We start from the raw sequence: 26,399 nt of genomic DNA, 5'->3' as shown, positions 1-26,399 counted from the left end.
GCCTCCCCTCGCCCACGGGCTTCGGGGAAAGACCAGAAGACTCTGGATCTATAGTCCACGGATATGAGTGAGCTGGAAGTGCGGGAGCTGAGGTACTTCATCGCGGTCGCCGAGGAACTGAACTTCAGCCGGGCCGCGCAACGCCTGGGGATGGCGCAGCCCCCGCTGTCGAAGGCGATCGCTCAGATGGAGTCCCGGCTCGGGGTACGCCTGCTGGAGCGCACCACCCGGCAGGTGAGGCTGACCGACGCCGGTCAGGTGCTGCTCGACCAGGCCCGGATCGCGGTCGACGCGGTGCACGCGGCGGCCCGGCGCGCACGCCGGGCCGGTCAGCCGGCGCCCCGGCTCGTCGTGGCGGTCAAGCCGGGAGGCGATGCCGGGCTGCTGCGGGAGATCCTCGCCGCCTACCGGGACACGGGTGCGCATCTGCCGCCGCCCGAAGTCGTCGTCGGCGGCAGCGGAGAGCCGATCGCCATGCTGCGGGACGGCCGTGCCGATGTGGCGCTGCTGCGCAGCCCGTTCGACGGTCGAGGGCTGGATTTCCAGACGCTCGTGGTCGAGCCGCGCCTGGCCGTTCTCCCCGCCGCGCACCGCCTGGCCGGACGTCGGCGGCTGCGGCTGACCGACCTCGAGGGCGAACCGATCCCCCGCTGGAAAGGGGCCTCCCCCTCCCACACCGCCCACTACACGGGATGCGACGGAGCGGAAGCAGGCGACGGCCACCCGGGCTCGGCGCCGGCCGCCGCTCCCGAGGGGCCGCTCGTGGCCGGCGTCGAGCAACTCCTGGAGGTGGTCGCGCTGGGCCAGGCGGTGGCGTTCCTGGCACTCTCCACCACCGAGCGGCACCAGCGCCCGGACATCGCGTACCGGCCGGTCACCGGCCTCAGCCCCAGCGCGGTCGTGGTCGCCTGGCCGGAGACCTCGCGCTCCACGGCCGTCGCCGCCTTCGTCCGAGCCGCCCACGACGTCGCCGCCCGCCATCCCGACCACATGACCGCACTGGCCCACTGACGCCCCCCTCACCCGCCGCCCTGCGCGTGCCGCCTCGTCCCCGCGCCCGACCGCTCCCGCCGGAACCCGGACCGATCCTCCCCGAAGGCCGATCCGGCCGGTCCCGCACCGCACTTGTCCGTACGGGGCCCGGCACTCGTCGTGCGGATCAGGGCGCGGAGGGCGCCGTCCCGCGCGCCCGCCCGGCCCGCGGGACGGGCGGGCACGCGCGGGGGCGTCAGCGCGTGCCGTACACCGGCTGGGGCGGTTCCGAGGCGGCCAGGAGCTTCAGGGCCGTCTCGCCCGCCTCCGTCGGGGTCCAGCGGGCGCCCTTGTCGGCGGTGGGGCCGGGGCGCCAGCCCTCCATCACCGTGATGCGGCCGGCCTCGGCCTCGAAGACACGCCCCGTGACGCCGGCCGAGGCGGCGGAGCCGAGCCAGACGACGAGGGGGGAGACGTTCTCGGGGGCCATGGCGTCGAAGGCGGCGCCCGAGGGGGCGGCCATCGTCTCGGCGAAGGTCTGCTCGGTCATGCGGGTGCGGGCGGCGGGGGCGATCGCGTTGACCTGGACGCCGTAGCGGCTCATCTCGGCGGCGGCGACGAGGGTGAGGCCGACGATGCCGGCCTTGGCGGCGGAGTAGTTGCCCTGGCCGACGCTGCCGAGCAGGCCCGCGCCGGAGCTGGTGTTGATCACCCGCGCGACGGGCTCGCGTCCGGCCTTGGCCTCGGCGCGCCAGTGCGCGGCGGCGTGCTTGAGCGGCAGGAAGTGGCCCTTGAGGTGGACGCGCATGACGGCGTCCCAGTCGTCCTCGTCGAGGTTGACGAGCATGCGGTCGCGCAGGAAACCGGCGTTGTTGACGAGGGTGTCGAGGCGGCCGAAGGCGTCCAGCGCCGTGGTGACGAGGGAGGCCGCGCCGTCGGACGTGGCGATGTCGCCGCCGTGGGCGACCGCCTCGCCGCCCGCCGCGATGATCTCGTCGACGACCTGCTGGGCGGGCCCGGCGCCGCCTCCGGTGCCGTCGAGGCCGACGCCGAGGTCGTTGACGACGACCTTGGCGCCTTCGGCGGCGAAGGCGAGCGCGTGCGCGCGGCCGAGTCCGCGGCCTGCGCCTGTGACGATGACGACGCGTCCGTTGCACAGTCCGGTCATGGTGTGGGCCTTTCGGTGAGTGGTGAGTGAGGGGTGGGGTTTCACTTGTTGACCGTGGCCGCGTCCAGGAAGGCCGGACGCTCCCCGCCGCCGTGGACGAGCAGGCTGGCGCCGGTGATGTACGCGGCCCGGTCGGAGGCGAGGAAGACGCAGGCGTCGCCGATGTCGGTGGGCTCGGCGAGCCGACCGAGGGGCACGGTGCGGCCGACGGAGGCGATGCCGTCCTCGTCCCCGTAGTGCAGGTGGGAGAGTTCGGTGCGCACCATGCCGGGGACGAGCGTGTTGACCCGTACCAGCGGTGCCCATTCCACGGCCATGGACCGGGCGAGGTTGTCCAGGCCCGCCTTGGCGGCCCCGTAGGCGGCGCTGCCCGGTGAGGGGCGGGTGCCGCTGACGCTGCCGATCATGATGATCGAACCGCCGCCGCGCTGGAGGCGCATGACCTCGTACGCGGCGAGGGAGGCGGTCAGCGGCGCGACGAGGTTCAGTTCGAGGACGCGGGCCTGTTGCTCGGCGCTCCCGTCGCCGAGCATCCGGAACGGGGTTCCGCCGGCGTTGTTGACCAGGACGTCCAGCCTGCCGTGGTCCTCGCGCACCTGCTCGAAGAAGCCGGCGACGGCGGCCGGGTCGCGCAGGTCGACGGGGAGGAAGCGGGCCGTGCGCCCGCCCGCCTCGACGGGCTCGTCGGGGGCCCGGCGCGCGCAGGTCACGACCTCCGCGCCGGCGTCGAGCAGGGCTCTGGCGATTCCGGCGCCGACGCCTCGTGTGCCGCCGGTGACGACGGCGACGGATCCCGTCAGATCGATGGTGACTGGCAAGGGACACCTCCCGCAGCGCGCGAACCGCTGCTATCTTCCACCTAACAAACGTTTGGTGGAAAGGTAGCTGATCTGCTCATGGGTGTCTCCACCTCCGCCCCGGACAAGGGCATCGCCGTCGTCACCGTCGACTTCCCCCCGGTCAACGCCCTCCCCGTACAGGGCTGGTACGACCTCGCCGCCGCGGTCCGCGCCGCCGGAGCCGATCCCGAGGTGCGCTGCGTCGTCCTCACCGCGGAGGGCCGTGGCTTCAACGCCGGCGTCGACATCAAGGAGATCCAGCGCACGGCCGGGCACGACGCCCTCCTGGGCGCCAACCGCGGCTGTTACGAGGCCTTCGCCGCCGTCTACGACTGCGAGGTGCCGGTGGTCGCCGCCGTGCACGGCTTCTGCCTCGGCGGCGGCATCGGCCTGGTCGGCAACGCCGACGCGATCGTCGCCTCCGAGGACGCGACCTTCGGCCTGCCCGAGCTGGACCGGGGCGCGCTCGGCGCGGCCACGCACCTGGCCCGGCTCGTCCCGCAGCAGCTGATGCGGGCCCTGTACTACACCTCGCGCACCGTCACCGCCGAGGAGCTGCACCGGCACGGCTCGGTGTGGCGGGTCGTCCCGCGCGAGCGGCTGCTCGACGCGGCGCTCGAACTCGCGCGGGAGATCGCGGCCAAGGACGGGCAGCTGATCCGGCTCGCCAAGGCCGCGATCAACGGCATCGACCCGGTGGACGTCCACCGCAGCTACCGCTTCGAGCAGGGCTTCACCTTCGAGGCCAACCTCAGCGGCGTCGCCGACCGGGTCCGCGACGCCTTCGGCAAGGAAGACACCTCCGGCGAGGACAAGGAGCAGCAGTCGTGAGCAGGGACAAGACGATGACCGCCGAGGAGGTCGTGGGCCGCCTCCGGAGCGGGATGACCATCGGCATCGGCGGCTGGGGATCGCGGCGCAAGCCGATGGCGCTGGTCCGGGCGTTGCTGCGCTCGGACGTCACCGATCTGACCGTGGTCTCGTACGGCGGCCCGGACGTCGGGCTGCTCGCCGAGGCCGGGAAGATCCGCAAGCTGGTCGCGGCCTTCGCCACGCTCGACTCCATACCGCTGGAGCCGCACTTCGGCGCGGCCCGGCAGCGCGGCGACTTCGAACTGGTGGAGCTGGACGAGGCCATGGTCATGTGGGGCCTGACCGCCGCCGTGCACCGGCTGCCGTTCATGCCCATCCGGGCCGGGCTCGCCTCGGACGTGATGACCGTCAACCCGTCGCTGCGGACGGTGACGTCCCCGTACGACGACCGCGAGGAGCTCGTCGCCGTGCCCGCGCTGCACCTGGACGCCGCACTCGTCCACCTCAACCGCGCCGACGCGCAGGGCAACGGCCAGTACCTGGGCCCCGACCCGTACTTCGACGACCTGTTCTGCGAGGCCGCGGACGCCGCGTACGTCTCCTGCGAGCGGATCGTGGAGACCTCGGAGCTGCTCAAGGACGCGGGGCCGCAGTCGCTGCTGCTCAAGCGGGCGTTCGTCGACGGCGTCGTGGAGACCCCGAACGGCGCGCACTTCACCTCCTGCGCCCCCGACTACGACCGGGACGAGGCCTTCCAGCGCGCCTACGCCAAGGCGGCCCGGGACCCGGAGGCCTGGCGGGAGTTCACCGCCCGGTTCCTGTCCGGCGACGAGGACGCCTACCAGGCCGCGGTCGCGGCGTTCCAGAAGGAGGAAGCGTGAGCGGCACCGACAGCACCACGACGGCGGCCACGCGTGCCGAGTACTGCGTCGTCGCCTGCGCCGAGGCGTGGCGGGACGCGGGCGAGGTCCTGGCCAGTCCGATGGGCACCGTCCCGATGATCGGCGCCCGCCTCGCGAAGCTCACCTTCTCCCCCGACCTGCTCCTGACCGACGGGGAGGCGCTCCTCATCGCCGACGTGCCGGCGGTCGGCGCCGCGCCCCGGGTGGTGGAGGGCTGGCTGCCGTACCGGCAGCACCTGGCCCTGGTCTCCACCGGGCGGCGGCACGTGATGATGGGCGCGAGCCAAATCGACCGGTACGGCAACCAGAACATCAGCTGCATCGGCGACTGGGCACGGCCCAGGCGCCAGCTCCTCGGTGTGCGCGGAGCACCGGTCAACACCCTGAACAATCCCACCAGTTACTGGGTCCCCAAGCACTCGGCGCGCGTCTTCGTCGAGCGGGTCGACATGGTCTCCGGCGTCGGCTACGACCGGGCCGCCGCGGCCGGCCCCTCCGCGACCCGCTTCCACCGGCTCCCGGACGTCATCAGCGACCTCGGTGTCTTCGACTTCGAGACCCCGGACCGCACCATGCGGCTGCGCTCGCTGCACCCCGGCGTCACGGTCGAGGAGGTCGTGGCGGCCACCGGCTTCGCGCTGACCGTCCCCGACGAGGTGCCGTACACCCGGGAGCCCACCGCCGAGGAACTGCGGCTGATCCGCGAGGAGATCGACCCGAAGGGGCTGCGCGACCGGGAGGTCCCCTCATGAGCGACGCCACCCTCGCGACGCCGCTCACCGAACTCGTCGGGGTGCGGCATCCCGTCGTGCAGACCGGCATGGGATGGGTGGCCGGTCCCCGCCTGGTCTCGGCCACGGCCGACGCCGGGGCGCTCGGCATCCTCGCCTCGGCGACGATGACCGTCGACCAGCTCCGCTCCGCGGTGCGCGAGGTCAAGTCCCGTACGGACGCGCCGTTCGGCGTGAACCTGCGCGCGGACGCCGGGGACGCGGCCGAACGCGTGCGGATCATCATCGACGAGGGCGTGAAGGTCGCCTCCTTCGCGCTCGCCCCGTCCCGCGAGCTGATCGCCCGGCTCAAGGACGCGGGAGTCGTCGTCATCCCCTCCATCGGGGCCAGGCGGCACGCCGAGAAGGTCGCGGCCTGGGGCGCGGACGCGGTGATCGTGCAGGGCGGGGAGGGCGGCGGCCACACCGGCAGCGTCGCCACCACCGTCCTGCTCCCGCAGGTCGTGGACGCCGTGGACATCCCGGTCGTCGCGGCCGGCGGCTTCCACGACGGGCGCGGCCTGGTCGCGGCCCTGGCCTACGGCGCCGCCGGGATCGCCATGGGCACCCGCTTCCTGCTCACCTCCGACAGCACCGTCCCCGACGCGGTCAAGGCCCGCTATCTCGCCGCGGCGGTCACGGACGTCACCGTCACCACGAAGGTGGACGGGCTGCCGCACCGGATGCTGCGCACGGAGCTGGTCGACGCGCTCGAACGCTCGGGCCGGGCCGCCTCGCTCCTCCGCGCGGTCCGGCACGCGGCGGCCTTCCGGCGCGAGTCCGGCATGAGCTGGCCGCAGATGGTCCGGGACGGCCTGGCGATGAAGCACGGCAAGGACCTGACCTGGAGCCAGGTCCTGCTGGCGGCCAACACCCCGATGCTGCTCAAGGCGTCCATGGTCGACGGCCGCACCGACCTGGGCGTGATGGCCTCCGGGCAGGTCGCGGGCCTGATCGACGACCTGCCGTCCTGCGCCGAACTCGTCGACCGCCTCATGGCCGAGGCACGGGCCGCGCTCCGCGCCCTGCCCGCCGTGGACTGACCCGTCACACACAGGTCCGCCGGGGTACCTTCACCCCGGCGGACATGTGTCTCCACCCGCTCCACCCCGCACCTGACCCGAACGGAACCGCCATGCCCATCCAGCGGCTGAACCACGCCGTCCTCTTCGTCTCCGACCTGGAGCGCAGCCTCGCCTTCTACCGCGACCTCCTCGGCTTCCGGCCGCTTCCGCAGGCCTTCCCCGGGGCGGCCTTCCTCCAGACGGCGGGCTCCGCCAACGACCACGACCTCGGCCTCTTCCAGTCCCCCGAGCGCGGCTCCGGGCACGCCACCGGCCGGGTCGGCCTGTACCACCTGGCCTGGGAGGTGGACACCCTGGCCGAGCTGCGGCGCATGCGGACCCGGCTCGCCGAGGCGGGGGCCCTGACGGGGGCGAGCAACCACGCCTCCACCAAGGCCCTGTACGCCCGCGACCCCGACGGCATCGAGTTCGAGGTGTGCTGGCTGGTCCCCGACGCGGCGATCGCCGGGGAGCTCTCCTCGATGACCTCGCCCACCCGCCCGCTCGACATCGACGCCGAGATCGCCACGTACGGCGCGGAGACCCCCGGCGGTCCCCGCACCGATCACGCGGTCTGGCAGCAGCTCTTCGGCTCCGACTTCGGGAACGTCACAGACGCTCGATGATCGTCACGTTCGCCTGACCACCGCCCTCGCACATCGTCTGGAGGCCGTAGCGGCCGCCGGTGCGCTCCAGTTCGTGGAGCAGGGTGGTGGTGAGCTTGGTGCCGGTCGCGCCGAGGGGGTGGCCGAGGGCGATGGCGCCGCCGTTGACGTTGACCTTCTCCGGGTCGGCGCCGGTCTCCTTGAGCCAGGCGAGGACGACCGAGGCGAAGGCCTCGTTGATCTCGACCAGGTCGATGTCGTCGAGCGTCATCCCGGCCTTCTTCAGCGCGTACGCCGTCGCCGGGATCGGGGCGGACAGCATGCGGATCGGGTCCTCGCCCCGGACGGACAGGTGGTGGACGCGGGCGCGGGGCGTCAGTCCGTGTTCGCGTACGGCGCGTTCCGAGGCGATCAGCATCGCGGAGGCCCCGTCGGAGACCTGCGAGGAGACCGCGGCGGTCAGCCGGCCGCCCTCGACGAGCGGCTTCAGGCCGGCCATCTTCTCCAGGGTCGTGTCGCGGCGCGGCCCCTCGTCGGTGGTGACGTCCCCGTACGCGACGATCTCGCGGTCGAAGCGGCCCTCGTCGATGGCGCGGGCGGCCCGCTGGTGCGAGCGCAGGGCGAACTCCTCCATGTCCTGGCGGGAGATGTCCCACTTGGCGGCGATGAGCTCGGCGCCGTGGAACTGGTTGACCGGCTGGTCGCCGTAGCGGGCGCGCCAGCCCACGGAACCGATGTACGGGCCCTCGGTGAGGCCGAGGGGGTCGGCGGCCTGGCGGCTGGCGAAGGCGATGGGGATCATCGACATGTTCTGCACGCCGCCGGCGACGACCAGGTCCTGGGTGCCGGACAGGACGCCCTGCGCGGCGAAGTGCAGGGCCTGCTGGGAGGAGCCGCACTGCCGGTCCACGGTCGTGCCGGGCACCTCCTCGGGCAGCCCGGCGGCCAGCCAGCAGGTGCGGGCTATGTCGCCGGCCTGCGGGCCGACGGTGTCCAGGCAGCCGAAGACGACGTCCTCGACGGCGGCCGGGTCGGCGCCCGAGCGCTCCATCAGCGCCTTCAGGACGTGGGCTCCGAGGTCGGCCGGGTGGACGGCGGAAAGGCCGCCGTTCCGGCGGCCGACCGGGGTGCGTACCGCTTCGACGATATAGGCCTCGGCCATGGTCACTCCTTGTTCGTGCGTCCGGTGTCGTCACGGAGGGCGACGCCCTCCAGCACCATCGACAGGTACTGGCGGGCGATCTCCTCCGGGCTGTGCTGTCCGCCCGGCCGGTACCAGGACGCGGCGACCCACACGGTGTCGCGCACGAAGCGGTAGGTGAGCCGGACGTCGAGGTCGGTGCGGAAGACCCCGGCGGCCACGCCGCGCTCCAGGGTCCTGAGCCAGGCCTCCTCGAACCTGCGCTGCGAGCCGGCGAGGTAGCCGAAGCGCGGCTGCTCCCGCAGGTGCCTGGACTCCTTCTGGTAGATGGCGACGGCGGCGCGGTGCCGGTCGATCTCCCGGAACGATTCGGTGACGAGGGCCTCCAGGGTCTCCCGGGGGCCGAGCAGTGCGGCGAGCACGGTGTCGTAGCGGGCCCACAGCTCGTCCAGGAAGGACGAGAGGATCTCGTCGAGCATCGACTCCTTGGAGTCGAAGTGGTAGTAGAGGCTGCCGGCGAGCAGGCCGGCCGCGTCGGCGATGCGGCGGACGGTGGTGGCGTCGTACCCCTGGGCGGCGAAGACCTCGGCCGCCGTGTCGAGGATCTCGCGGCGCCGCTCCGGCGCCGGTCTCACGGGTGCTGGCTGCTGACGGAGAGGACCTCGCCCGTCAGGTACGAGGAGTAGCCGCTGGCCAGGAAGACGATCACGTTGGCCACCTCCCACGGCTCGGCGTAGCGTCCGAAGGCCTCGCGCGAGGTGAGCTCTTCGAGGAGTTCGGGGGTGGTGACCTTCACCAGGTGCGGGTGCATGGCCAGGCTCGGGGAGACGGCGTTGACCCGTACCCCGTAGTCGGCGGCCTCCAGGGCGGCGCAGCGGGTGAGCGCCATGACGCCGGCCTTGGCGGCGGCGTAGTGGGCCTGCCCCTTCTGGGCGCGCCAGCCGATCACGGAGGCGTTGTTGACGACGACGCCGCCGGCGCCCGCGGCCTTCATGCGGCGCAGTGCGGCGCGGGTGCAGCGGAAGGTGCCGTTGAGGGTGACGTCGAGGACCTTGTCCCACTGCGCGTCGGTCATGTCGACGAGGTCGGCGGTGCCGCCGAGGCCGGCGTTGTTGACGACGATGTCGAGGCGGCCGTGGCGTTCGGCGGCGAGGTCGAAGAGGGCGGCGACCTGGGTCTCGTCGGTGACGTCGCAGGGCAGGGCGGCGACGCGGTCGGCGCCGAACTCGGCGGCGAGTTCGGCTTCGGTCTCCTTGAGCCTGCGGGCGTGGGCGTCGGATAGGACGACCCGCGCGCCCTCCTCCAGGAGGCGCCGTGCGGTGGCGCCGCCGATGCCGGCGCCGGCGGCGGCGGTGACGACGGCGTCGCGGCCGGCGAGCAGACCGTGGCCCGGCACGTAGGGGGGTGGGGTGCCGGTCATGGGCGGACCTCCTTGGGCAGGCCGAGGACGCGCTCGGCGATGATGTTCCGCTGGATCTCGTTGGAGCCGGCGTAGATGGTGTCGGAGCGGGAGAAGAGGTAGAGCCGCTGCCAGTCGGTGAGGTCGTACGGCTCTCCGTCGGCGAGCATTCCCTCGGCCCCGCAGACGTCCATGGCGAGTTCGCCGAGCTCGCGGTGCCAGGTGGCCCAGAAGATCTTCCCGATGGAGGCCTCGGGGCCGGGGGCTCCGGCGGCGACGCCGTCGAGCATGCGCAGGGCGTTGAACCGGATGGTCTCCAGGCCGATCCAGGCGCGGGCGATGCGGTCGCGGATCAGCGGGTCGGCGGCCGCGCCGTTGCGCTTGGCCAGTGCGATGAGGGCCTCCAGCTCGCGGCGGAAGCCGACCTGCTGGCCGAGGGTGGAGACGCCCCGCTCGAAGCCGAGGGTGGCCATGGCGATCCGCCAGCCGTCGCCGGGGGCGCCGACGACGTGGGAGGCGTGGGTGCGGGCGCCGTCGAAGAAGACCTCGTTGAACTCGGAGGTCCCGGTGAGCTGGACGATCGGCCTGATCTCGACTCCGGGCCGGTCCAGGGGGACGAGCAGGTAGGACAGGCCGTGGTGGCGGGTGGAGCCGGGTTCGGTGCGGGCGACGACGAAGCACCAGTCGGCCTCGTGCGCGAGTGAGGTCCACACCTTCTGCCCGGTGACCACCCACTCGTCGCCGTCCAGCTCGGCGCGGGTCCGTACGTTCGCCAGGTCCGAGCCGGCGTCCGGCTCGGAGTAGCCCTGGCACCACTGCTCCTCGACGCTGACGATCTTCGGGAGGAAGCGCTCGCGCTGTTCGGGGGTGCCGAAGGCGATGAGGGTGGGTCCCAGGAGCTGTTCGCCGATGTGGCTGACGCGGGCGGGGGCGTCGGCGAGGGCGTACTCCTCGTGGAAGGCGACCTGTTGTTCGAGGCTCGCGCCCCGTCCGCCGTACTCCTTGGGCCAGCCGACGCAGGTCCACCCGGCGGCGGCCATGTGCCGCTCCCAGGCGAGGCGTTCGGCGTGTGCCTCGTGTTCCCGTCCGGGGCCGCCGCGCCCGCGCAGGGCGGCGAACTCGCCCGTGAGGTTGGCGCTCAGCCAGCCGCGGACCTCTCTGCGGAACTCCTCGACGTTGCTCATGGCCGTACGTTAACCTACCAAACACTTGTTAGGGAAGGAGGGCGGATGTCCGCTGCCCGCACCGCATCCACAGCGCCGGTCCGCTACGAACGCCTCGGCCCGGTGGCCGTGGTCACGATGGACCGGCCCGATTACCGCAACGCCCAGAACTCCGCGATGACGTACGCCCTCGACCGCGCCTTCTACCGCGCGGCCGACGACGACGAGGTCAAGGTCGTCGTGCTCGCCGGAGCGGGGAAGCACTTCTCCGCCGGCCACGACATCGGCACCCCCGAGCGGGACGCCCACCTGCCGTTCGAGCGGCGCGCCGGGCTCTGGTGGGACCACTCGGACAAGCGGGGCGCGGAGAGCCGCTTCGCCCGCGAGTCCGAGGTCTACCTCGGCATGTGCCGCCGCTGGCGCGAACTGCCCAAGCCCATGGTCGCGTCGGTGCAGGGCGCCTGCGTCGCGGGCGGCCTGATGCTCGCCTGGGTGTGCGACCTCATCGTCGCCTCCGAGGACGCGTTCTTCGCCGACCCGGTGGTCCGCATGGGCATCCCCGGCGTCGAGTACTTCGCCCACCCCTGGGTGATGCCGCCGCGCATCGCCAAGGAGTTCCTCTACACCGGCGACCGGATGGACGCCCGCCGCGCCTACGAGGTCGGGATGGTCAACCGGGTCGTCCCGGCCGGTGAACTGACCGAGAGGACCATGGAGTTGGCGCACCGCATCGCCGAGATGCCCCGCATGGGCCTGGCCCTGGCCAAGCGCGCCGTCAACCAGGCCGAGGACCTCCAGGGCCTGCACACCGGCATGGACTCCGTCTTCGGGCTGCACCACCTCGCGCACGCGCACAACGCCGAGACCGCCCCCGACGCGCTGGGCGGCATGGACATACGCGCCATGAAGGAGGCGGGAGCCTGATGGACCTCGACTTCTCCGCGGCGGAGGACGCCTTCCGGGCCGAGGCCCGCGCCTGGCTCACCGCCCACGTGCCCGACGTCCCCCTGCCCTCCCTGGAGACGGAGGAGGGCTTCGCCGCCCACCGGGAGTGGGAGGCGGCCCTGTCCGCCGACCGCTGGTCGGTGGTCTCCTGGCCCGAGGAGTACGGCGGCCGGGGCGCCTCGATCCTCCAGTGGCTGGTCTTCGAGGAGGAGTACTTCGCGGCCGGCGCCCCCGGCCGGGTCAGCCAGAACGGCATCAACCTCCTCGCCCCCACCCTCTTCGAGCACGGCACCGACGAGCAGCGCGCCCGCATCCTGCCGTCCATGGCGAGCGGCGAGGTCATCTGGGCCCAGGCCTGGTCCGAGCCCGAGTCCGGCTCCGACCTCGCCTCGCTGCGCTCCACGGCCGTACGGACCGAGGGCGGCTGGCTGCTGCGCGGCCAGAAGACCTGGTCGTCCCGGGCGGCCTTCGCCGACCGCGCCTTCGGCCTGTTCCGCAGCGACCCCGACGCCCCGAAACCGCACCAGGGCCTCACGTACCTGATGTTCCCGCTGGACGCCGACGGGGTGACCGTACGGCCCATCGGGCGCCTCGACGGCAAGCCCGCCTTCGCCGAACTCTTCCTCGACGACGTGTTCGTGCCCGACGAGGACGTGATCGGCGCGCCCGGACAGGGCTGGCGGGTCGCGATGAGCACCGCGGGCAACGAGCGGGGGCTCACCCTGCGCAGCCCGGGCCGTTTCACGGCCGCCGCCGAGCGGCTCACGGCGCTGTGGCGGGAGACCGCCGACCCCTCCGACACCGCCCTGCGCGACCGGGTCGCCGACGCCGTCATCGGCGCCCGCGCCTACCGGCTGTTCGCCTACGCGGGCGCCTCGCGCATCGCCGCCGGGGGCTCGATCGGCGCCGAGTCCAGCCTCAACAAGGTCTTCTGGTCCGAGCTCGACATCGCGCTCCACGAGACCGCCCTCGACCTGCTCGGACCGTACGGCGAGCTCTCCGACGGGGCCACCGACGCTCCCGCGCACGGCGGTTGGGCCGATGGATACACCTTCTCCCTCGCCGGACCCGTCTACGCCGGCACCAACGAGATCCAGCGCGACATCATCGCCGAGCGGCTGCTCGGCCTCCCGAAGGGACGCCGGTGATGCGGTTCCTCCTCGACGACGAGCAGCGGGAGTTCGCCCGCTCCCTCGACGCCATGCTCACGGCCGCCGACACACCCGCCGTCGTACGGGCCTGGGCCGCCGGGGACACCGCGCCCGGCCGCGCGCTCTGGTCCCGGCTCGCGGAGGCCGGCGTGTTCGCCCTCGCCGTGCCCGAGAGCCACGACGGGCTCGGCCCGCTTCCCGTCGAACTGACCGTCGCCTTCACCGCATTGGGCCGCCACGCCGTGCCCGGCCCGCTGGTGGAGACGGTCGCGGCGGCAGCGCTCCTCGACCGACTCGGAGGCGACCGACTCGGAGAAGCGGGGGCGGCCGCCGCCTGGCTGCCGCAGATCGCCTCGGGGAAGGCGGTCGTCTCCCTGTGCGCGCCGGGAGCCGGCAGCCCCTACGCCCTGGACCCCGACGCCGCCGACGCCGTGCTCGTCGTCGAGGGCGACACCGTGCGCCTGGCGGAGACGGCCGGCCCCGTCCAGCCCTCCGCCGACCCCGCGCGCCGCCTCGCCCGCCCGCTCGGCGGCACCGTCCTGGCCCAGGGCCCGGCGGTGCCCGGTGCCGCCGCGCACGCCGCCGAGGTCGCCGCCCTGGCCACCGCCGCCCAGTCCCTCGGCCTCGGCCGCGCCCTGCTCGACCGGACCGTGGAGTACGTGAAGCAGCGCACCCAGTTCGGGGTCGCCATCGGCTCCTTCCAGACGGTGAAGCACCGCCTGGCCGACACGCTCCTCGCCCTGGAGTTCGCCCAGCCGCTGCTCCACTCGGCCGCCCTCGCCCTGGCGGAAGGGGCGAAGCACGCCACGGCCGAGGTCGCCGCGGCGAAGGTCACGGCGGGCGAGGCCGCGTACGCCGCCGCCCGCACCGCCCTCCAGCTCCACGGGGCCGTCGGCTACACGGAGGAACTGGACCTCGCCCTGTGGATCCGCAAGGCCCGTCCGCTCCGCGACGCCTGGGGCACCCCCGCGGCCTGCCGCGCCCGCGTCCTCGCGTCCTGAGCACACTGCGCACTCCGGCACGACGCCCGCTGCTCCGGGCCGGGCAGCGGTCGCCCACCCGCTCCCCGCCCGGCCCGCCACCGCTCGCCCCTCCCCACCGTCCCTACCGCACCCGGGAGTTCAGCGTGTCCCCCGCACCGTCCCCGCACGTCCCCGCGAGACCCTCCGACCCCGCCCCGCTGCGCAGGGTGGCGCTGTCGAGCCTGCTCGGCACCGTCATCGAGTACTACGACTTCCTGCTCTACGGCACGATGGCCGCGCTCGTCTTCGGCGAGCTGTTCTTCCCCGAGTCCGATCCCACCGTCGGCACGATCGCCGCCTTCGGGACCCTCGCCGCCGGCTATGTGGCGCGCCCGCTCGGCGGCGCCGTCTTCGGCCACTTCGGCGACCGGCTCGGCCGCAAGTCCATGCTGGTCCTCACCATGGTCCTCATGGGTGTGGCGAGCTTCCTGATCGGCGTCCTCCCCACGTACGGGACGATCGGCGTCGCCGCCCCCGTCCTCCTGGTGCTGTTCCGCGTCGTCCAGGGCATCGCCATCGGCGGGGAGTGGGCCGGCGCGACGCTCATGGTCGTCGAGCACGCCGACCCGGGGCGCCGGGGCCTGTGGAGCGGTGTGATGCAGATGGGTTCCCCGATCGGCTTCCTGCTCTCCACGGTCGCCGTCACCCTCACCTCGCTGCTCCCCCACGACTCCTTCCTGTCCTGGGGCTGGCGCGTCCCGTTCCTGTTCAGCGCGGTGCTCCTCGGCATCGGCCTGTACGTGCGCGTCAGCATCGGCGAGAGCCCGCTGTTCCGGCAGGCGGCCGAGGCGCGCGACACCGGTGAGGCTCCCGGCGTGCCGCTGGCGCAGGTGCTGCGCAAGCCGCGCAACCTGGTCCTCGCGTGTGCCGTGGGCATCGGCCCGTTCGCCCTGACGGCGCTGATCAGCACGTTCATGCTCACGTACGCCACGGCCATCGGGTACGCCACCTCCGAGGTGATGACCGGACTGCTCTTCACCTCGGTCACGGGCCTCGTGTCCATCCCGCTGTTCTCCGCGCTCTCCGACCGCGTCGGCCGCCGGGCCGTCGTGCTGGGCGGCGCGGTCGGCGTCGTGCTGCTCGCCTACCCGGTCTACGCGCTGGTGGACGCGCGCTCGATCACGCCGCTGATCCTCGGCATGGTCCTCGGCCAGGTGGTGCAGTCCGCGATGTACGCGCCGCTCGGGCCGCTGCTCTCGGAGATGTTCGGCACCCGCGTCCGCTACACCGGCGCCTCGCTCGGCTATCAGCTGGCCGCGCTGATCGGCGGCGGATTCACCCCGGTGTTCGCCGGCGGTCTGCTCTCCGGCTCCGAGGACATCCGCAGCACGCCCCTCGTGGTGCTCGCCGTCGCCTGCGGGCTCGTGACCGCGCTCGCCGTCTGGCGCACGGCCGAGACCCGGGGCCGGGACCTGACGGCGGAGGACCCGGAGGACCCGGCGGCGGCCGGCCGGCCCCGTACCCGTACGACATCGAGAGGAGCACAGGCATGAGGCCGACGGAGGAACAGGAAGAGCTGCGGTCCGCCGTACGGGCCGTGCTCGGGCGGCACCCGGGGGACGCGGCCTGGCGGCCGCTGACCGAGCAGATCGGCGTCGCGGGGCTCGCCGTGCCCGAGGAGTACGGTGGCGCCGGCTGCGGGGCCGGGGAGGTCCACGTGGTCCTCGAGGAGCTGGGACGGGAGCTGAGCCCCGTCCCGTACCTCGGCTCCGCGGTCCTCGTGACGCGGGCGCTGCTCCTCTCGGAGGACGCGGAGGCCTGTGCGCGGCTGCTGCCGGACCTGGCCTCGGGCGCCGTGGTGGGGGCCCTGGCCTGGGCCGAGGGCGGCTCGTGGGATCCGTCGGCGATACGGGCCGGGGCCGCCTCCGGGCCCGGCGGTACGTGGCGGATCACCGGGACCAAGGAGCACGTCCTCGACGCCGCCGGAGCCGGGGTCCTGCTCGTGGCGGCCCGTTCGGCAGCGGGGGTCTCGCTCTTCGAGGTGTCCGCCGATGGCGCGGGCGTGCGCCGTGAGCGGGCCGTGACGATGGACTCCACCCGGGCGCAGGCGCGCGTGGTGCTCGCGGAGGCGGAGGGCCGGCTCGTCGGGGCGGAGGGCGCGGGCGACCGGGTCCTCGCGCACGTCCTGGACCTGGCGTGCGCGGCGCTCGCCGCCGAGCAGGTCGGCGCCGCCGCCCGCTGCCTCGAACTCACCCTGGCCTACGCCCGGGAGCGGGTCCAGTTCGGCCGGCCCATCGGCTCCTTCCAGGCGGTGAAGCACCGCCTCGCGGACGCGTACGTCCTGGTGGAGTCGGCGCGTTCGGCCGCGCTCGGCGCCTCCTTCGCCGCCGCCGCGGGCGACCCGGAGCTGCCCCGCCACGCGGCCGCCGCCAAGTCCGCCTGCTCGGAGGCGTTCTCGGCGGTGGCGGGCGAGATGATCCAGCTGCACGGCGGCATCGGCATCACCTGGGAGCACGACGCCCACCGCTACTTCAAGCGGGCGCACGGCTCGGCCCGGCTCTTCGGCCCGCCGTCCTGGCACCGCGCCCGCCTGGCGGCGGACCTGGGGCTGCTCACGGTCTGACACGGAGGCACCGACGTGACCCGTCCGTCCGGAGTGATCGTTTCTTCCTGCTCCGGACGGATGACGCCGTGTGTCCGCGCCCAACTCCCCGGGGAGCAACGCCCCGACGAGATGAGGTGCGGCATCGCGTGGGAACGGATGCGCCCGCCGCGGGGCCGCGGCTTCGGGGACAGGACTTCGCGCACCGCGACGGCGGGAATCACCCCCGGCACCTGGCAGCCGGCGCGGGACATGCCGTACGCCGGGTTCCGGGCGCAGCCCGCCGACGCGGCGGCCGTGCTCGGCGACGACGAGGTGCTGATCGCGGGCGGCGAGGACGGGCGGCGGCTGCCCACCGGCGGCAGCATGGTCCTCACCGTGTCGACCGGTGTCTGGAGGTCCACGCCGCCGCTCGCGCAGGCCCGCCGGCTGCACACCGTGACCCGTAGGGAGAACGGCCGGATCCTGGTGACCGGCGGCATCGGCGCCGGACCCGGAGTGCCCCCGGTCGGTCTCGCCACGGCCGAGCTGTACGACCCCGGAAGCGGTGGCTGGATCCCCGTCGGCGGGCTCGCCCAGGGCAGGTTCTCGCATTCGGCGACGGCCCTCGAGGACGGCCGCGTCCTCGTCGCGGGCGGCTGCACGGCCCGCGACGACCACTCCCTGCGCACCCTGCGGTCCGCCGAGCTGTTCGACCCCGACAGCCGGCGGTGGACGAGGGTGCGCGCCCCGATGACGGACGCCCGGTTCGGTCACCCGGCGGTGCGGCTCGACGACGGCCGGGTCCGAAGCCGTCCTCGCCGAGCGAGGGGTGCCAGACCAGGGCGTCGTACTCAGCGACGAGGACGTCGGCGAGTCCATCGCCGTCGAGGTCGACGAAGCGGAGGTTCGGGTCCGCCCAGTCCCGGTCGGGCAGCGAACCGAAGGGGGTGCGCGGCTCCCCGGTCCCGTCGGCGGCGTGTTCCTGGAAGCCGGGGGCGGATCCGACGAAGCTCACCAGGTCGGGGCGTCCGTCTCCCGCGAGATCGAGGAACCGGGCTCCGGGGGCCGGGGTCAGTGAGGGGCGGGGGACGGACTCGGCTCCGAAGCCCGAACGCCCGGGGTGGCCGCGACCGGCACGGCCAGGGCTCCGGCGCCGGTCACCGGATCGGCCGCGAACTTCTCGCCGATGCCCTTGAGGGCTCCGCCGCCCTTCGGCAGGGTCACGGCGGGCGCCGCCCGCGGTGCGGGGACGGAGGCGGGGGTGCTCCCGGTGCCGGGCCCGCCGCCGGCCGCGCTCGTCGTGGAATCGCTGCTGACGGCCACCACAGCCCCCACGTGATCATCGGCCCGGGTGTACGGAAAGCTAGTGCACCGATGCTTTCTGAGGCATCCACGACATCCACGCCATTCGAAGCACACCCCGCACCTCGCACGCCGGAACGCGCCGCACGCGCCCCCGCGGCGGCCGGCGTCGTCTCAGCCGATGTGGGCGAGCAGCGGAGCGGCTCCGTCCTCCGCGGCGATCGCGCGTCCGAGTGCGGCCGCGCGGTGGCGGAGGGCCGGGTCGGACAGGCAGGCCGTGATCGCGTCGGCGAGGGCTTCGGCGGTCAGGTCCCGGAACGGCACAGCCCGCGGGGCGACGCCCAGTTCGCGCAGCCGGGCGGCCCAGAACGGCTGGTCGTACATGACGGGTACGGGCACGGCGGGCACCCCGGCCCGCAGCCCGGCCGCGGTGGTGCCCGCCCCGGCGTGGTGGACGACGGCGGCGGTGCGCGGGAACAGCCAGTCGTGCGGGACGTCGCCGATGGCCAGGACGTCGGCGCCGCCGACGCTCAGCCCGGCCCAGCCCGCCTGCACCACCGCGCGCACGCCCGCCCGCTCCACGGCCTCGGCCACCAGTTCGCCGAGCCGTTCGCCCTGGCCCGCCGCCATGCTGCCGAAGCCGATGAACACCGGGGGCGGACCGGCCTGGAGGAAGTCGACGAGTGCGGCCGGGGGCTGCCAGGCGTGCGGCCGCGCGGGCCACCAGTAGCCCGTGACCTCCACCCCGGGCGGCCAGTCCGCGGGGCGCGGCACGACCAGCGGGCTGAAGCCGTGGAAGGCGGGGCGGATGTCCGCCGCCGCCGAGGGCGTGTCGTCGGGCAGTCCGAGGCGGTCGCGCAGCCGGGTCAGGGCGCCCGCGAAGACCCCTTCGGCCCGCCGCAGCACGTCCCGGCCGGCGGCGAGGTTGTCCTCCGGGCTCCGGCCGTCGGTGTTCCGGGCGTGGGGCAGCGGGAACTCTCCGGTGGCGAACGACGGTACGAGATAGGTGCCGATGACGGGGATGCCGAAGGCCTCGCCGGCCGTGCGGCTCAGCGGCGCCGGGCCGTGGGCGGTGAGGAGCAGGTCGGCGCCGCCCTCCACGGCCTCCGCCACCCCGTCGGCGATCCCGTCCGCGTACGCCCTCGTCAGCGCCTGGGCCTCCTCCCGCGAGGCCGCCCGGGCCCAGTCCCGGACCAGCCCCTGGGGGTCTCCCGGCACCGGCCGGTGTTCCAGACCGCAGTCGCCGACGAGTGCGGCGAAGGACGGGTGTGCGGCCACGGCGACCTGATGGCCGGCGTCGAGCAGGCGCCGTCCCAGGCCGGTGAAGGGGGCGACGTCTCCCCGGGAGCCGGCGGTGATGATCACGATGCGCATGGCGCGATTCTCCGGCCTCCCGGCCTGGTCACGCCCGCGATTTCTCCGCCTGGCCGATCGTCAGGACGTCGGGCCGATGGTCAGAACGTCCGGCTGATGGTCAAGACGTCCGGCCGACGGTCAGGACGTCCGGCTGATGGTCAGGACGTCCGGCCGGCGGTCAGGATCGGCTCACCGGCGGTCAGGACGTCTCGCCGATGGCCAGGACCGCCTTGCCGTGCAGGTCTCCGGCGCGCAGGGCGGCGACCGCGTCGGCCGCGTCGTCCCAGCCGCCCCGCCAGGTGATGCCCGGGTCGAGGGTCCCGTCGGCGACGCGGTGGGCGAGCCAGCTCAGGTCGCGGTCGAGTCCGGCGCAGTTGAGCAGGAAGAAGGTCACGACGGACCGGTCGTGCCGTCCCTGGTCGCCGAAGAGCGCCCCGAACGGGAAGTCCTCGCCCGTGCCGGCGGAGTGCCCGAGGGCGACCAGGGTGCCGCCCTCGCCGAGCGTGTCGTACGCCTCCACGAGCAGCGGGCCGCCGACCAGGTCGATCACCCCGTCCACCGGCCGGGCGGTCTCCTTCGGCGTGCCGACCACCTCGTGCGCCCCGAGGCCGCGCAGGAGCGCGCCGTTGGCGGCCGGGGAGCTCGTGGACGCCACGACGTGGGCACCCGCGGCGCGGGCGAGCTGGACGGCGTACCGTCCGACGCCGCCGGTGGCCCCGGTGATCAGGACGTCGCGTCCGAGGAGCGGACCGAGGCGGTGCAGGGCGCGCAGGGCGCTCGCGCCGGCGACGGGGACGGTCGCGAGGGAGGCGGGGTCGGACCCGGCGGGGGCGGTGCCGATGAGGGCGGTGTCGACCGCGCGGAGTTCGGCCCAGGCGCCGTCGGGCATCAGGGTCACCACAGGGGTGCCGACGACGGGGCCCGAACCGTCCGCGGCGGCCCGTTCGACGATTCCGGCGGCGTCCCAGCCGAGGACCGAGCCCTTCGGGGCGGCGTCGAGGCCGAAGGCGATCTCGCCGTGGTTGAGCGAGGTCGCGGTCACCCGGATCAGGGCCTGGTGGGGGGCGGGCTCGGGGTCGGGGGCGGTGCCGAGCCTGAGGCCGCCGGGGGCGGAGGGGTCGACGAGGAGCGCGCGCATGGGAGACCTCCAAGATTCTGCCACTGAGTGGCATAAGCCTATAGGTAGCGTTCGCCGCTCCGATACAGTGGTCACGATGACGGCCGAAACCTCCTCCCCCTCCCCCTCGCTCCGCGAGCGCAAGAAGCTGCGCACCCGGCAGGTGCTGATCGACACCGCCCTCGACCTGTTCGGTGCCCACGGTTTCGACGGGGTGACGCTCGACGCGCTCTGCGACGCGGCCGAGGTGTCGAAGCGGACCTTCTTCCGGTACTTCGACAGCAAGGAGGACGTCGCCATGGCCCCCACCCAGGACCTGTGGGTGGCCTTCCTCGACGTCCTGGAGACCTGCCCGGCCGACGGCCGGGGGCTTCTTCCGCTGTTCGAGGACGCCCTCGCCGAGGCCGTCGGCCGGATGCCGGCCGACGGCTGGGCCGGGCGCGTCCTCACCAGCCGTCACCTCGCCGCCCGTACGCCCTCCATGGACGCGCACGGCCTCGCCTTCTGCGACCGCACCACGCGGTCCGCGCTCGCCGTGACCGAGCGGCGCTTCGCCCTCCCCGGCCCCGGCGGGCAGCTGCACGCCCGGCTGGCCCTCGACCTGCTCGTCGTGCTGTTCCACCGGGCCCTGGACGCCTGGGTGGCGCAGCCGGCCGGGCACACGCCCGAGGACCTCGTGCGCCGGCTCCGCGCCACCGCGGCCGAACTGCCCTCGGCGCTCGCCGCGACCGCCGAACCGCGGGCCTGAACCCGGCGGCGGCCTCACGGAGTGGCGGTCAGCCCCCGGAGGAGGGTGAGGTCCACGTCCAGGAGGCTGCGCGCGATCGTCCTGCGCGGTGCCGGGGCGATGGCGGCGTACGAGGGCACCGCCAGGACCGCGCAGCCGGCCGCCTCCGCGGACGCGACGCCCGTCGGGGTGTCCTCGACGGCGACGCAACGGGCCGGATCGACGCCGAGGGTGGCCAGGGCCGCCCGGTAGGGGTCGGGGAACGGCTTGGTGCGCGGGGTCTCCCCCTCGGCGACGGAGGTGGTGAAGCGGTGCCGCCCGAGGACGTCGAGGACGGTGTCCACGACCGTCCGCGGCGAGGCCGAGACGAGCGCCGTGGGCACCCCCGCGGCGCGGATCGCCGCGAGGAGCTCCACGGCCCCGGGCAGGGGCTCGACCTGTCCTCGTACCCGCTCGGTGAAGCCCCGTTCGAGGGACGCGCCGATCCGCGCGGTGTCGGTACGGCCGGGGGCGCGCCCGGAGAGGTGCTCCGCGCAGACCCCGATCGCCTGGCCGAGGACGAACGCGCGGTCGGCCTCCGTCAGGTCGAGGCCGAGGCCGAGGGCCTCCTCCTCGACCGTCCGCAGCCAGAGCCGCTCGGTGTCGACGAGGGTGCCGTCCATGTCGAAGAGGACCGCGTGGAGTTCGGTGGGCACGGAGGGCTCCCTGGGGGTCGGGGCGGAGGGCTGCCGGCTCACTCCTCGGTGGCCCCGAGGGCGGGCGTGTCGCGCAGGTGGACCCGGCGCGTGGCGGAGGCGTGGAGTTCGAGGACGGTGACCTCGTTGACTCCGGGCCTGAGGACCGGGGCGGGGACGTACAGGCTCGCCTGGGGGCCCCGGGACCAGTGGCGGCCCAGGGGGAAGCCGTTGATCCAGGCCAGGCCCTTCGTCCAGCCGTCGAGGTGGAGGAAGGTGTCGGCGGGCTCCTCCACGGTGAAGGTGCCGTGGTGGAAGGCCGGTCCGACCGGCGGACGCCCGGCGTCGAAGGGCCGGAGGTCGAGGGCGTCCAGGGCGTCGAGGGGCAGGGCTCGGCTGTGCCAGACGGCGGGCTCGGCCCCGTTGACCGTGGTCCGGCCGAGGAGCCCCTTGCGGTCGTGGAGCGCCTGCCCGTAGTTGACGCGGCCCTGGTTCTCCACCAGGACGGCGAGCCGGGCTCCCGCGCGGGGCACGGTGAACGCGAGGGCGTGCTCGTGGTTCTCCCGCTCCAGGACGCCGACCGGCTGCCCGTCGACGAAGACCTGGGCGCGGTCGTGGACGTCCTCGACGTGCAGCAGCGCCGGTCCGGGCGTGGCCAGCTCGGTCTCGTGGAGGACGAATCCGAACGGCTGGCCGAGCTCCTCCATGGTCAGCGGCCGGTCGGCGGCCACCGGGGTGCCGAGGGCGTCGGCCTGGTCGAGCAGCCCCGCCGTACGCGTGAGTTCGACCGCGCCGTACGCGGCCTTCGGCCCGGCGGCGGGCGGCGGGTCGGCGGGCACGGGCGCGTGGCGGGCGATGACCTCGCGGAAGGCGGCGTACTTGGGGGTGGGGTCGCCGGCTTCGTCGAGGAGGGCGTCGTAGTCGTAGGACGTGACGGTGGGGCGGTACGTCCCCTTGTCGTTGGCGCCGTTGGTGAAGCCGAAGTTGGTGCCGCCGTGGAACATGTAGATGTTGACGGAGGCGCCGGCGGAGAGGAGGAGGTCGAGCTCGGCGGCGGCGTCGGCCGGGTCGCGGCGGGCGTGGATGCCGCCCCAGCGGTCGAACCAGCCGATCCAGAACTCCATGCACATCAGGGGGCCCCGGGGCCGGTGCTCGCGCAGGGCGGCGAGCCCGGCGGCGGTGCGGCTGCCGAAGTTGGCGGTGGCCAGGACGCCGTCGAGGCTGCCCGGGGCGAGGTCGGAGGGCTGGTCGGAGGTGAAGAGCGGGACGTCGACGCCGTGGCGGCGCAGCAGGGCGGCGAGTTCGGCCAGGTACGCGGTGTCGTCGCCGTACGCGCCGTACTCGTTCTCGACCTGGACCGCGAGGACGGGCCCGCCGTTGCTGCCGAGGTAGGGCTTGATCGTCGGCATGAGGGCGCCGAGGTAGTCGTCGACGGCGCTCAGGAAGCGGGGGTCGCGGCTGCGCAGGACGATGTCCTCGTCGGTGAGCAGCCAGGAGGGCAGGCCGCCGCCCTCCCATTCGGCGCAGATGTACGGGCCGGGGCGGAGGAGGACGTGGAGTCCTTCGGCGGCCGCGGCGTCGAGGAACCGGGGCAGGTCGAGGCCGCCGTCGAGGTGGAACTCGCCCCGGCGCGGGGCGTGCAGGTTCCACGGGACGTAGGTCTCGACCGTGTTGAGGCCGAGGAGCCGTGCCTTGCGGAGGCGGTCGGCCCACTGGTCCGGGTGGATCCGGAAGTAGTGCAGGGCTCCGGAGATGATGCGGAACGGGCGGTCGTCGAGACGGAATCCGTCGTCGGCGATCTCCAGTCGGGGCATGGTGGTGGTGCTCCTCAGGTGCGGGAGGACGGGCCGGCCGCCCGGGTTCGGGTCGGCCGGCCGAAGGGGAAGGTGTGCGGTCAGGCGAGCGGACGGCACAGCAGGGCGTCGGGGACGCCGCCGTGGCTCCACTTCCAGGTGAAGGCGACGCCGGCGAGGTACTCGCCGTCGGTGCACTGGCCCTTGTAGTGGCCGGGCGCCCAGTCGCTGGCGGTCGAGCCGCCGGTCGCGGGCCGGTTGTCGCCGCGGTCGAACCAGAGGACGCGGCCGCTGGTGGGGAGGGCGGTGGCCGCGGGGGCGCACAGGAGCGCCGCCATGGCGTTGCTGCGCACGCTGTAGCCGACGGCGAAGGTGCGGTCGGGGCACTGGAGCTTGTTGTAGCCGCTGGCCCAGTCGCCGCCGGTCACGTACCGCTCGTCGGTGACGACGGTCCAGGTGCCGCTCGCCTTCGCGGGCTGTCCGGCGTCGGTGCACAGTCCCCGGCTGCTGCTCCGGGCGATTCCGGTCACGCGCTGGCTGTCGGGGCAGGTGGCCTTGCGGTTGCCCGGGGACCAGTCCGGCTTGGCGAGCATGGTGGCGGAGGTGTTGTAGTCGGCGTAGTCCAGGTTGAGCATGTTCCAGCGCGGGGCCGGGGCGATCCGGCCGGTCCGACCGGGGGCGTTGACGAGCTTGTTCCAGTCGGTGGCGCGCCAGTCGCCGGCGTCCATGACGCCGAGCCGGGTGCCGTTCGCGCTGTAGTTGACCATGGCCCAGTTGTCCTGCGGGGTGCCGCTCGCGTCGGTCCAGCCGACGAGGGGCCAGATGGCGAAGTCGGCGTCGTTCTTCACCAGGATGTCGGTGAAGTGGGTGAACCAGGCGCGTTCCGGGGCGTCGACGGCGCCGCGGCCGGCGGCGCCGAACTCGCTGATCCACACGGGGGCGGTGAAGTGCTGGCCGGACCGGGTGACGAAGAGGGCCTCGTCGTCGACGGCCTGGGCGAGCTGTTCGGGGGTGAGCTCCTCGTAGCGCGGGTCGTGCGTCTCACCGGTGCCGGTGGCGCCGGTGTGGTTCGGGCCCGTGTAGCCGTAGAAGTGGGCGGCGTAGACGAGCTTGTCGGAGCGGATCAGGGTGTTGGACAGGGTGGCGACGGGGGTGAGCATCGGGCGGCCGTGGGGGGTGATGTCGGTGGGGATGCCCTGCCAGTTGATGCCCTCCATGATGACGAGCATGTCCGGGTTGGCCTGGAGGATCTTGTTCCCGGCCTCCTCCATGGCCTTGTTGAGGTCGTGGTCGTCGCCCCAGCCCCAGTTGGGGTCGTCCCAGGTGTCGCGACGGACCTCGTTGCGCAGGTCGGCTCCGACGACCCGCTTGTCGGCCTGGTAGCGCTTCGCCAGGAACACCCAGTCGTCGATCCACTGCTGGGTGGACTGGCCGCTGTTCCAGCGCTCGTTGCCGTCCAGGCCGCAGCAGAAGCGGTAGCTGGTGGTGTGGTTGTTGAGGATGACGGCGAAGCCGTCGGCGGTCAGGGCGCCGACGACGGCGTCGAGGACCTGGAGCGGGGTCTTGCCCTTGAGCTGCGGGTTGGCGGTGACCGCCGAGTCCGGGACGACGCTCGTGTCGTGGATCAGCGCGTTGGCGAACGGCAGCCGGATGCTGTTGAGGCCCAGGGCGTGGAAGTCGGCCAGGATGTCGGCGATCGGCTTCCGGTCGAGGCCGAGCGGGATGTTGTTCGACATCTGGCGCGCCTGGTGGTTGGCGACGTCGTTGACGTCGCCGCTGCCCTGCCAGGTGCCCTGAGCGCCGGCCCAGTTGCCGGACTTGAGCTTGAACCGGTCGCCGTTCGCGTCGACGACGTACCGGTCCCGGGTCGACAGCGGGCCGGTCCAGGAGGCGGCGAGCTGTGCGCCGGTGAGGGCCGGCGGCGGGGCCGTCCCGGTGTCCGCCACGGCGGCGTCGGGGATGAGGGTGCCGAGGAGGAGTGCGGACGAGGTGGCGAGGACTGCGGTCGCGCGTCGGAGCAGGGTGAAACGGGAGGTCACGGGGGCTCCTTACGGGTGGGGGAGAGGTGCCTGCCTTGTGCGTGGTGCGGACGGTGCGGTGCGGGGGTCAGCCCTTGAGGCCGCTGGTGGCGATGCCTTCGACGATGTACCGCTGGGCGACGAGGAACATGACGACCAGGGGCGTGATGGTGACGACGGCACCGGCGAAGAGGCCGGGCAGATTGACGGTCTGCGAGGTGAGGAAGGTGGACAGCGCGATCTGCGCGGTCCAGGCGGAGGGGTCCTGTCCGATGACCAGCGGCCACAGGAAGGCGTTCCAGCTGTCGATGAAGGACAGCGCCCCGAGCGAGGCGAGCATGGCGCCGGAGCTCGGCAGGGCGATCCGGCGGTACAGACCGAGCCAGCCGAGGCCGTCGAGCCGGCCGGCCTCCTCGATCTCGCTGGGGAACTGGAGGTAGAAGTTGCGGAAGAGCAGGACCGCGAACGGGTTGAAGAGGCCGGGCACGATGATGCCCCACAGCGTGTTGACGCCGCCCATGGAGCCGACGACGACGAACGTCGGGACGAAGGTGACCGAGCCGGGGATCATCAGCGTGGCCACGATCAGGGCGAGCACCACGCCGCGTCCCGGGACGGGGATCCGGGCCAGGGCGTAGCCGGCGGCGGAGGCGAGGAGCGTGGAGACGGGCGCGGTGACGGCGGCGATGAGCAGCGAGTTGCCGAGGGCCCGGCCCATGGAGACGACGGGGTCGGCGAAGAGGTCGGTGAAGTTCTCGAAGTGCATCGTCGAGGGCCACCACGTCCACTCCGGCGCCGTCAGGCTCCGCGAGTCCATGAGCGAGTTGCGGAGCATCAGGTAGAACGGCGCGAGGAAGGCCGCGGTGAGGAGGCCGACGAGCAGGCCGCGCGCGAGGAGGCGCGCGGATCGGGTCAGTCCGGGCAGGGTGATCAT

At 73.8% G+C, this 26,399-nt stretch carries 25 protein-coding genes and 2 pseudogenes; 13 read left to right on the top strand and 14 right to left on the bottom strand.

Annotated features, from left to right (window positions below):
- Positions 1 to 63 precede the first annotated feature (63 nt).
- Complete coding sequence (locus ACFYUS_RS09000) at positions 64 to 1,011, top strand: LysR family transcriptional regulator (RefSeq protein ID WP_388847460.1); 948 nt, start codon at positions 64 to 66, stop codon at positions 1,009 to 1,011.
- 217 nt (positions 1,012 to 1,228) lie between these two features.
- Here ACFYUS_RS09000 and ACFYUS_RS08995 read toward each other — a convergent pair whose 3' ends face one another.
- Together ACFYUS_RS08995 and ACFYUS_RS08990 are read right to left on the bottom strand one after the other, a co-directional pair.
- Positions 1,229 to 2,140, bottom strand: a complete 912-nt coding sequence (locus tag ACFYUS_RS08995; RefSeq protein ID WP_388847458.1) for an SDR family oxidoreductase — start codon at positions 2,138 to 2,140, stop codon at positions 1,229 to 1,231.
- 41 nt (positions 2,141 to 2,181) lie between these two features.
- Entirely contained in the window at positions 2,182 to 2,958 is a 777-nt protein-coding gene (locus tag ACFYUS_RS08990) for an SDR family oxidoreductase (protein ID WP_388847456.1), read from the bottom strand.
- Between the two features lie 78 nt (positions 2,959 to 3,036).
- Here ACFYUS_RS08990 and ACFYUS_RS08985 point away from each other — a divergent pair, with 78 nt between their 5' ends.
- From ACFYUS_RS08985 to ACFYUS_RS08965, 5 genes are all read left to right on the top strand, one after another.
- Positions 3,037 to 3,810, top strand: a complete 774-nt coding sequence (locus ACFYUS_RS08985) for an enoyl-CoA hydratase family protein (protein ID WP_388847454.1) — start codon at positions 3,037 to 3,039, stop codon at positions 3,808 to 3,810.
- A 14-nt stretch (positions 3,811 to 3,824) separates the two neighbouring features.
- Entirely contained in the window at positions 3,825 to 4,673 is an 849-nt protein-coding gene (locus tag ACFYUS_RS08980) for a CoA transferase subunit A (RefSeq protein WP_388847778.1), read from the top strand.
- Positions 4,670 to 5,446, top strand: coding sequence for a CoA-transferase subunit beta (locus tag ACFYUS_RS08975; protein WP_388847452.1), 777 nt, complete (start codon positions 4,670 to 4,672; stop codon positions 5,444 to 5,446). The genes ACFYUS_RS08980 and ACFYUS_RS08975 overlap by 4 nt, the downstream gene beginning before the upstream one ends.
- Complete coding sequence (locus ACFYUS_RS08970; protein WP_388847450.1) at positions 5,443 to 6,507, top strand: NAD(P)H-dependent flavin oxidoreductase; 1,065 nt, start codon at positions 5,443 to 5,445, stop codon at positions 6,505 to 6,507. The genes ACFYUS_RS08975 and ACFYUS_RS08970 overlap by 4 nt, the downstream gene beginning before the upstream one ends.
- Before the next feature lie 92 nt (positions 6,508 to 6,599).
- A complete protein-coding gene (locus tag ACFYUS_RS08965) occupies positions 6,600 to 7,154 on the top strand; it encodes a VOC family protein (RefSeq protein ID WP_388847448.1) in 555 nt (184 codons plus the stop codon).
- Here the strand turns inward: ACFYUS_RS08965 and ACFYUS_RS08960 are convergent.
- From ACFYUS_RS08960 to ACFYUS_RS08945, 4 genes are read right to left on the bottom strand one after another with little or no spacing between them, the layout of a single operon-like run.
- A complete protein-coding gene (locus ACFYUS_RS08960) occupies positions 7,138 to 8,295 on the bottom strand; it encodes an acetyl-CoA C-acetyltransferase (RefSeq protein ID WP_388847446.1) in 1,158 nt (385 codons plus the stop codon). The genes ACFYUS_RS08965 and ACFYUS_RS08960 overlap by 17 nt on opposite strands.
- Before the next feature lie 2 nt (positions 8,296 to 8,297).
- Complete coding sequence (locus ACFYUS_RS08955) at positions 8,298 to 8,909, bottom strand: TetR/AcrR family transcriptional regulator (RefSeq protein ID WP_388847444.1); 612 nt, start codon at positions 8,907 to 8,909, stop codon at positions 8,298 to 8,300.
- Positions 8,906 to 9,694, bottom strand: a complete 789-nt coding sequence (locus tag ACFYUS_RS08950) for an SDR family oxidoreductase (protein WP_388847442.1) — start codon at positions 9,692 to 9,694, stop codon at positions 8,906 to 8,908. Before ACFYUS_RS08950 ends, ACFYUS_RS08955 begins: the two co-directional genes overlap by 4 nt.
- A complete protein-coding gene (locus tag ACFYUS_RS08945) occupies positions 9,691 to 10,857 on the bottom strand; it encodes an acyl-CoA dehydrogenase family protein (protein ID WP_388847440.1) in 1,167 nt (388 codons plus the stop codon). The genes ACFYUS_RS08950 and ACFYUS_RS08945 overlap by 4 nt, the downstream gene beginning before the upstream one ends.
- 45 nt (positions 10,858 to 10,902) lie before the next feature.
- On the opposite strand from ACFYUS_RS08945, the gene ACFYUS_RS08940 reads away from it, so the two are divergent.
- The 6 genes and pseudogenes from ACFYUS_RS08940 to ACFYUS_RS08915 form a co-directional block, all read left to right on the top strand.
- Positions 10,903 to 11,760: an enoyl-CoA hydratase gene (locus ACFYUS_RS08940; protein ID WP_388847438.1), complete on the top strand. Its 858-nt coding sequence runs from the start codon at positions 10,903 to 10,905 to the stop codon at positions 11,758 to 11,760.
- A complete protein-coding gene (locus ACFYUS_RS08935) occupies positions 11,760 to 12,929 on the top strand; it encodes an acyl-CoA dehydrogenase family protein (protein ID WP_388847436.1) in 1,170 nt (389 codons plus the stop codon). Before ACFYUS_RS08940 ends, ACFYUS_RS08935 begins: the two co-directional genes overlap by 1 nt.
- Positions 12,929 to 13,933: an acyl-CoA dehydrogenase family protein gene (locus ACFYUS_RS08930; RefSeq protein WP_388847776.1), complete on the top strand. Its 1,005-nt coding sequence runs from the start codon at positions 12,929 to 12,931 to the stop codon at positions 13,931 to 13,933. Before ACFYUS_RS08935 ends, ACFYUS_RS08930 begins: the two co-directional genes overlap by 1 nt.
- Positions 13,934 to 14,058: 125 nt before the next feature.
- Positions 14,059 to 15,447 carry an MFS transporter gene (locus ACFYUS_RS08925; protein WP_388847434.1) on the top strand — a complete coding sequence of 463 codons (1,389 nt, stop codon included), beginning with the start codon at positions 14,059 to 14,061 and terminating at the stop codon, positions 15,445 to 15,447.
- Positions 15,444 to 16,517, top strand: a complete 1,074-nt coding sequence (locus ACFYUS_RS08920) for an acyl-CoA dehydrogenase family protein (RefSeq protein ID WP_388847432.1) — start codon at positions 15,444 to 15,446, stop codon at positions 16,515 to 16,517. The genes ACFYUS_RS08925 and ACFYUS_RS08920 overlap by 4 nt, the downstream gene beginning before the upstream one ends.
- A gap of 60 nt (positions 16,518 to 16,577) precedes the next feature.
- Positions 16,578 to 17,219 (top strand): annotated as a pseudogene (locus tag ACFYUS_RS08915) (Kelch repeat-containing protein); the annotation flags it as partial.
- 127 nt (positions 17,220 to 17,346) lie between these two features.
- Here the strand turns inward: ACFYUS_RS08915 and ACFYUS_RS08910 are convergent.
- The 4 genes and pseudogenes from ACFYUS_RS08910 to ACFYUS_RS08895 all read right to left on the bottom strand — a co-directional run.
- Positions 17,347 to 17,553: pseudogene (locus ACFYUS_RS08910) on the bottom strand (FG-GAP repeat domain-containing protein); the annotation flags it as partial.
- The gene (locus ACFYUS_RS08905) at positions 17,550 to 17,801 is read right to left on the bottom strand and encodes a hypothetical protein (RefSeq protein ID WP_388847430.1); all 252 of its coding nucleotides are present in this window, start codon (positions 17,799 to 17,801) and stop codon (positions 17,550 to 17,552) included. The gene ACFYUS_RS08905 and the pseudogene ACFYUS_RS08910, both read right to left, overlap by 4 nt.
- Before the next feature lie 153 nt (positions 17,802 to 17,954).
- A complete protein-coding gene (locus ACFYUS_RS08900) occupies positions 17,955 to 19,154 on the bottom strand; it encodes a glycosyltransferase (protein ID WP_388847428.1) in 1,200 nt (399 codons plus the stop codon).
- Positions 19,155 to 19,335: 181 nt separating this feature from the next.
- Entirely contained in the window at positions 19,336 to 20,274 is a 939-nt protein-coding gene (locus ACFYUS_RS08895) for a zinc-binding dehydrogenase (protein WP_388847425.1), read from the bottom strand.
- A gap of 76 nt (positions 20,275 to 20,350) precedes the next feature.
- Here ACFYUS_RS08895 and ACFYUS_RS08890 point away from each other — a divergent pair, with 76 nt between their 5' ends.
- Complete coding sequence (locus ACFYUS_RS08890) at positions 20,351 to 21,001, top strand: TetR/AcrR family transcriptional regulator (RefSeq protein WP_388847423.1); 651 nt, start codon at positions 20,351 to 20,353, stop codon at positions 20,999 to 21,001.
- A 14-nt stretch (positions 21,002 to 21,015) separates the two neighbouring features.
- Here ACFYUS_RS08890 and ACFYUS_RS08885 read toward each other — a convergent pair whose 3' ends face one another.
- The 4 genes from ACFYUS_RS08885 to ACFYUS_RS08870 form a co-directional block, all read right to left on the bottom strand.
- Positions 21,016 to 21,675 (bottom strand): HAD family hydrolase, encoded by a 660-nt coding sequence (locus ACFYUS_RS08885; protein ID WP_388847421.1) that lies wholly within the window; start codon positions 21,673 to 21,675, stop codon positions 21,016 to 21,018.
- 38 nt (positions 21,676 to 21,713) lie between these two features.
- Positions 21,714 to 23,468 carry a beta-galactosidase family protein gene (locus tag ACFYUS_RS08880; RefSeq protein ID WP_388847419.1) on the bottom strand — a complete coding sequence of 585 codons (1,755 nt, stop codon included), beginning with the start codon at positions 23,466 to 23,468 and terminating at the stop codon, positions 21,714 to 21,716.
- A gap of 80 nt (positions 23,469 to 23,548) precedes the next feature.
- Positions 23,549 to 25,486, bottom strand: coding sequence for a glycoside hydrolase family 5 protein (locus tag ACFYUS_RS08875; RefSeq protein WP_388847417.1), 1,938 nt, complete (start codon positions 25,484 to 25,486; stop codon positions 23,549 to 23,551).
- A gap of 67 nt (positions 25,487 to 25,553) precedes the next feature.
- On the bottom strand, positions 25,554 to 26,399 hold the full coding sequence (locus tag ACFYUS_RS08870; protein ID WP_388847415.1) for a carbohydrate ABC transporter permease: 846 nt from the start codon (positions 26,397 to 26,399) through the stop codon (positions 25,554 to 25,556).

Source organism: Streptomyces sp. NPDC004284 (assembly GCF_042874035.1).
In the GTDB taxonomy this organism is placed as follows: Bacteria; Actinomycetota; Actinomycetes; order Streptomycetales; family Streptomycetaceae; genus Streptomyces.
This window is presented reverse-complemented; position numbering and strand designations above follow the sequence as displayed.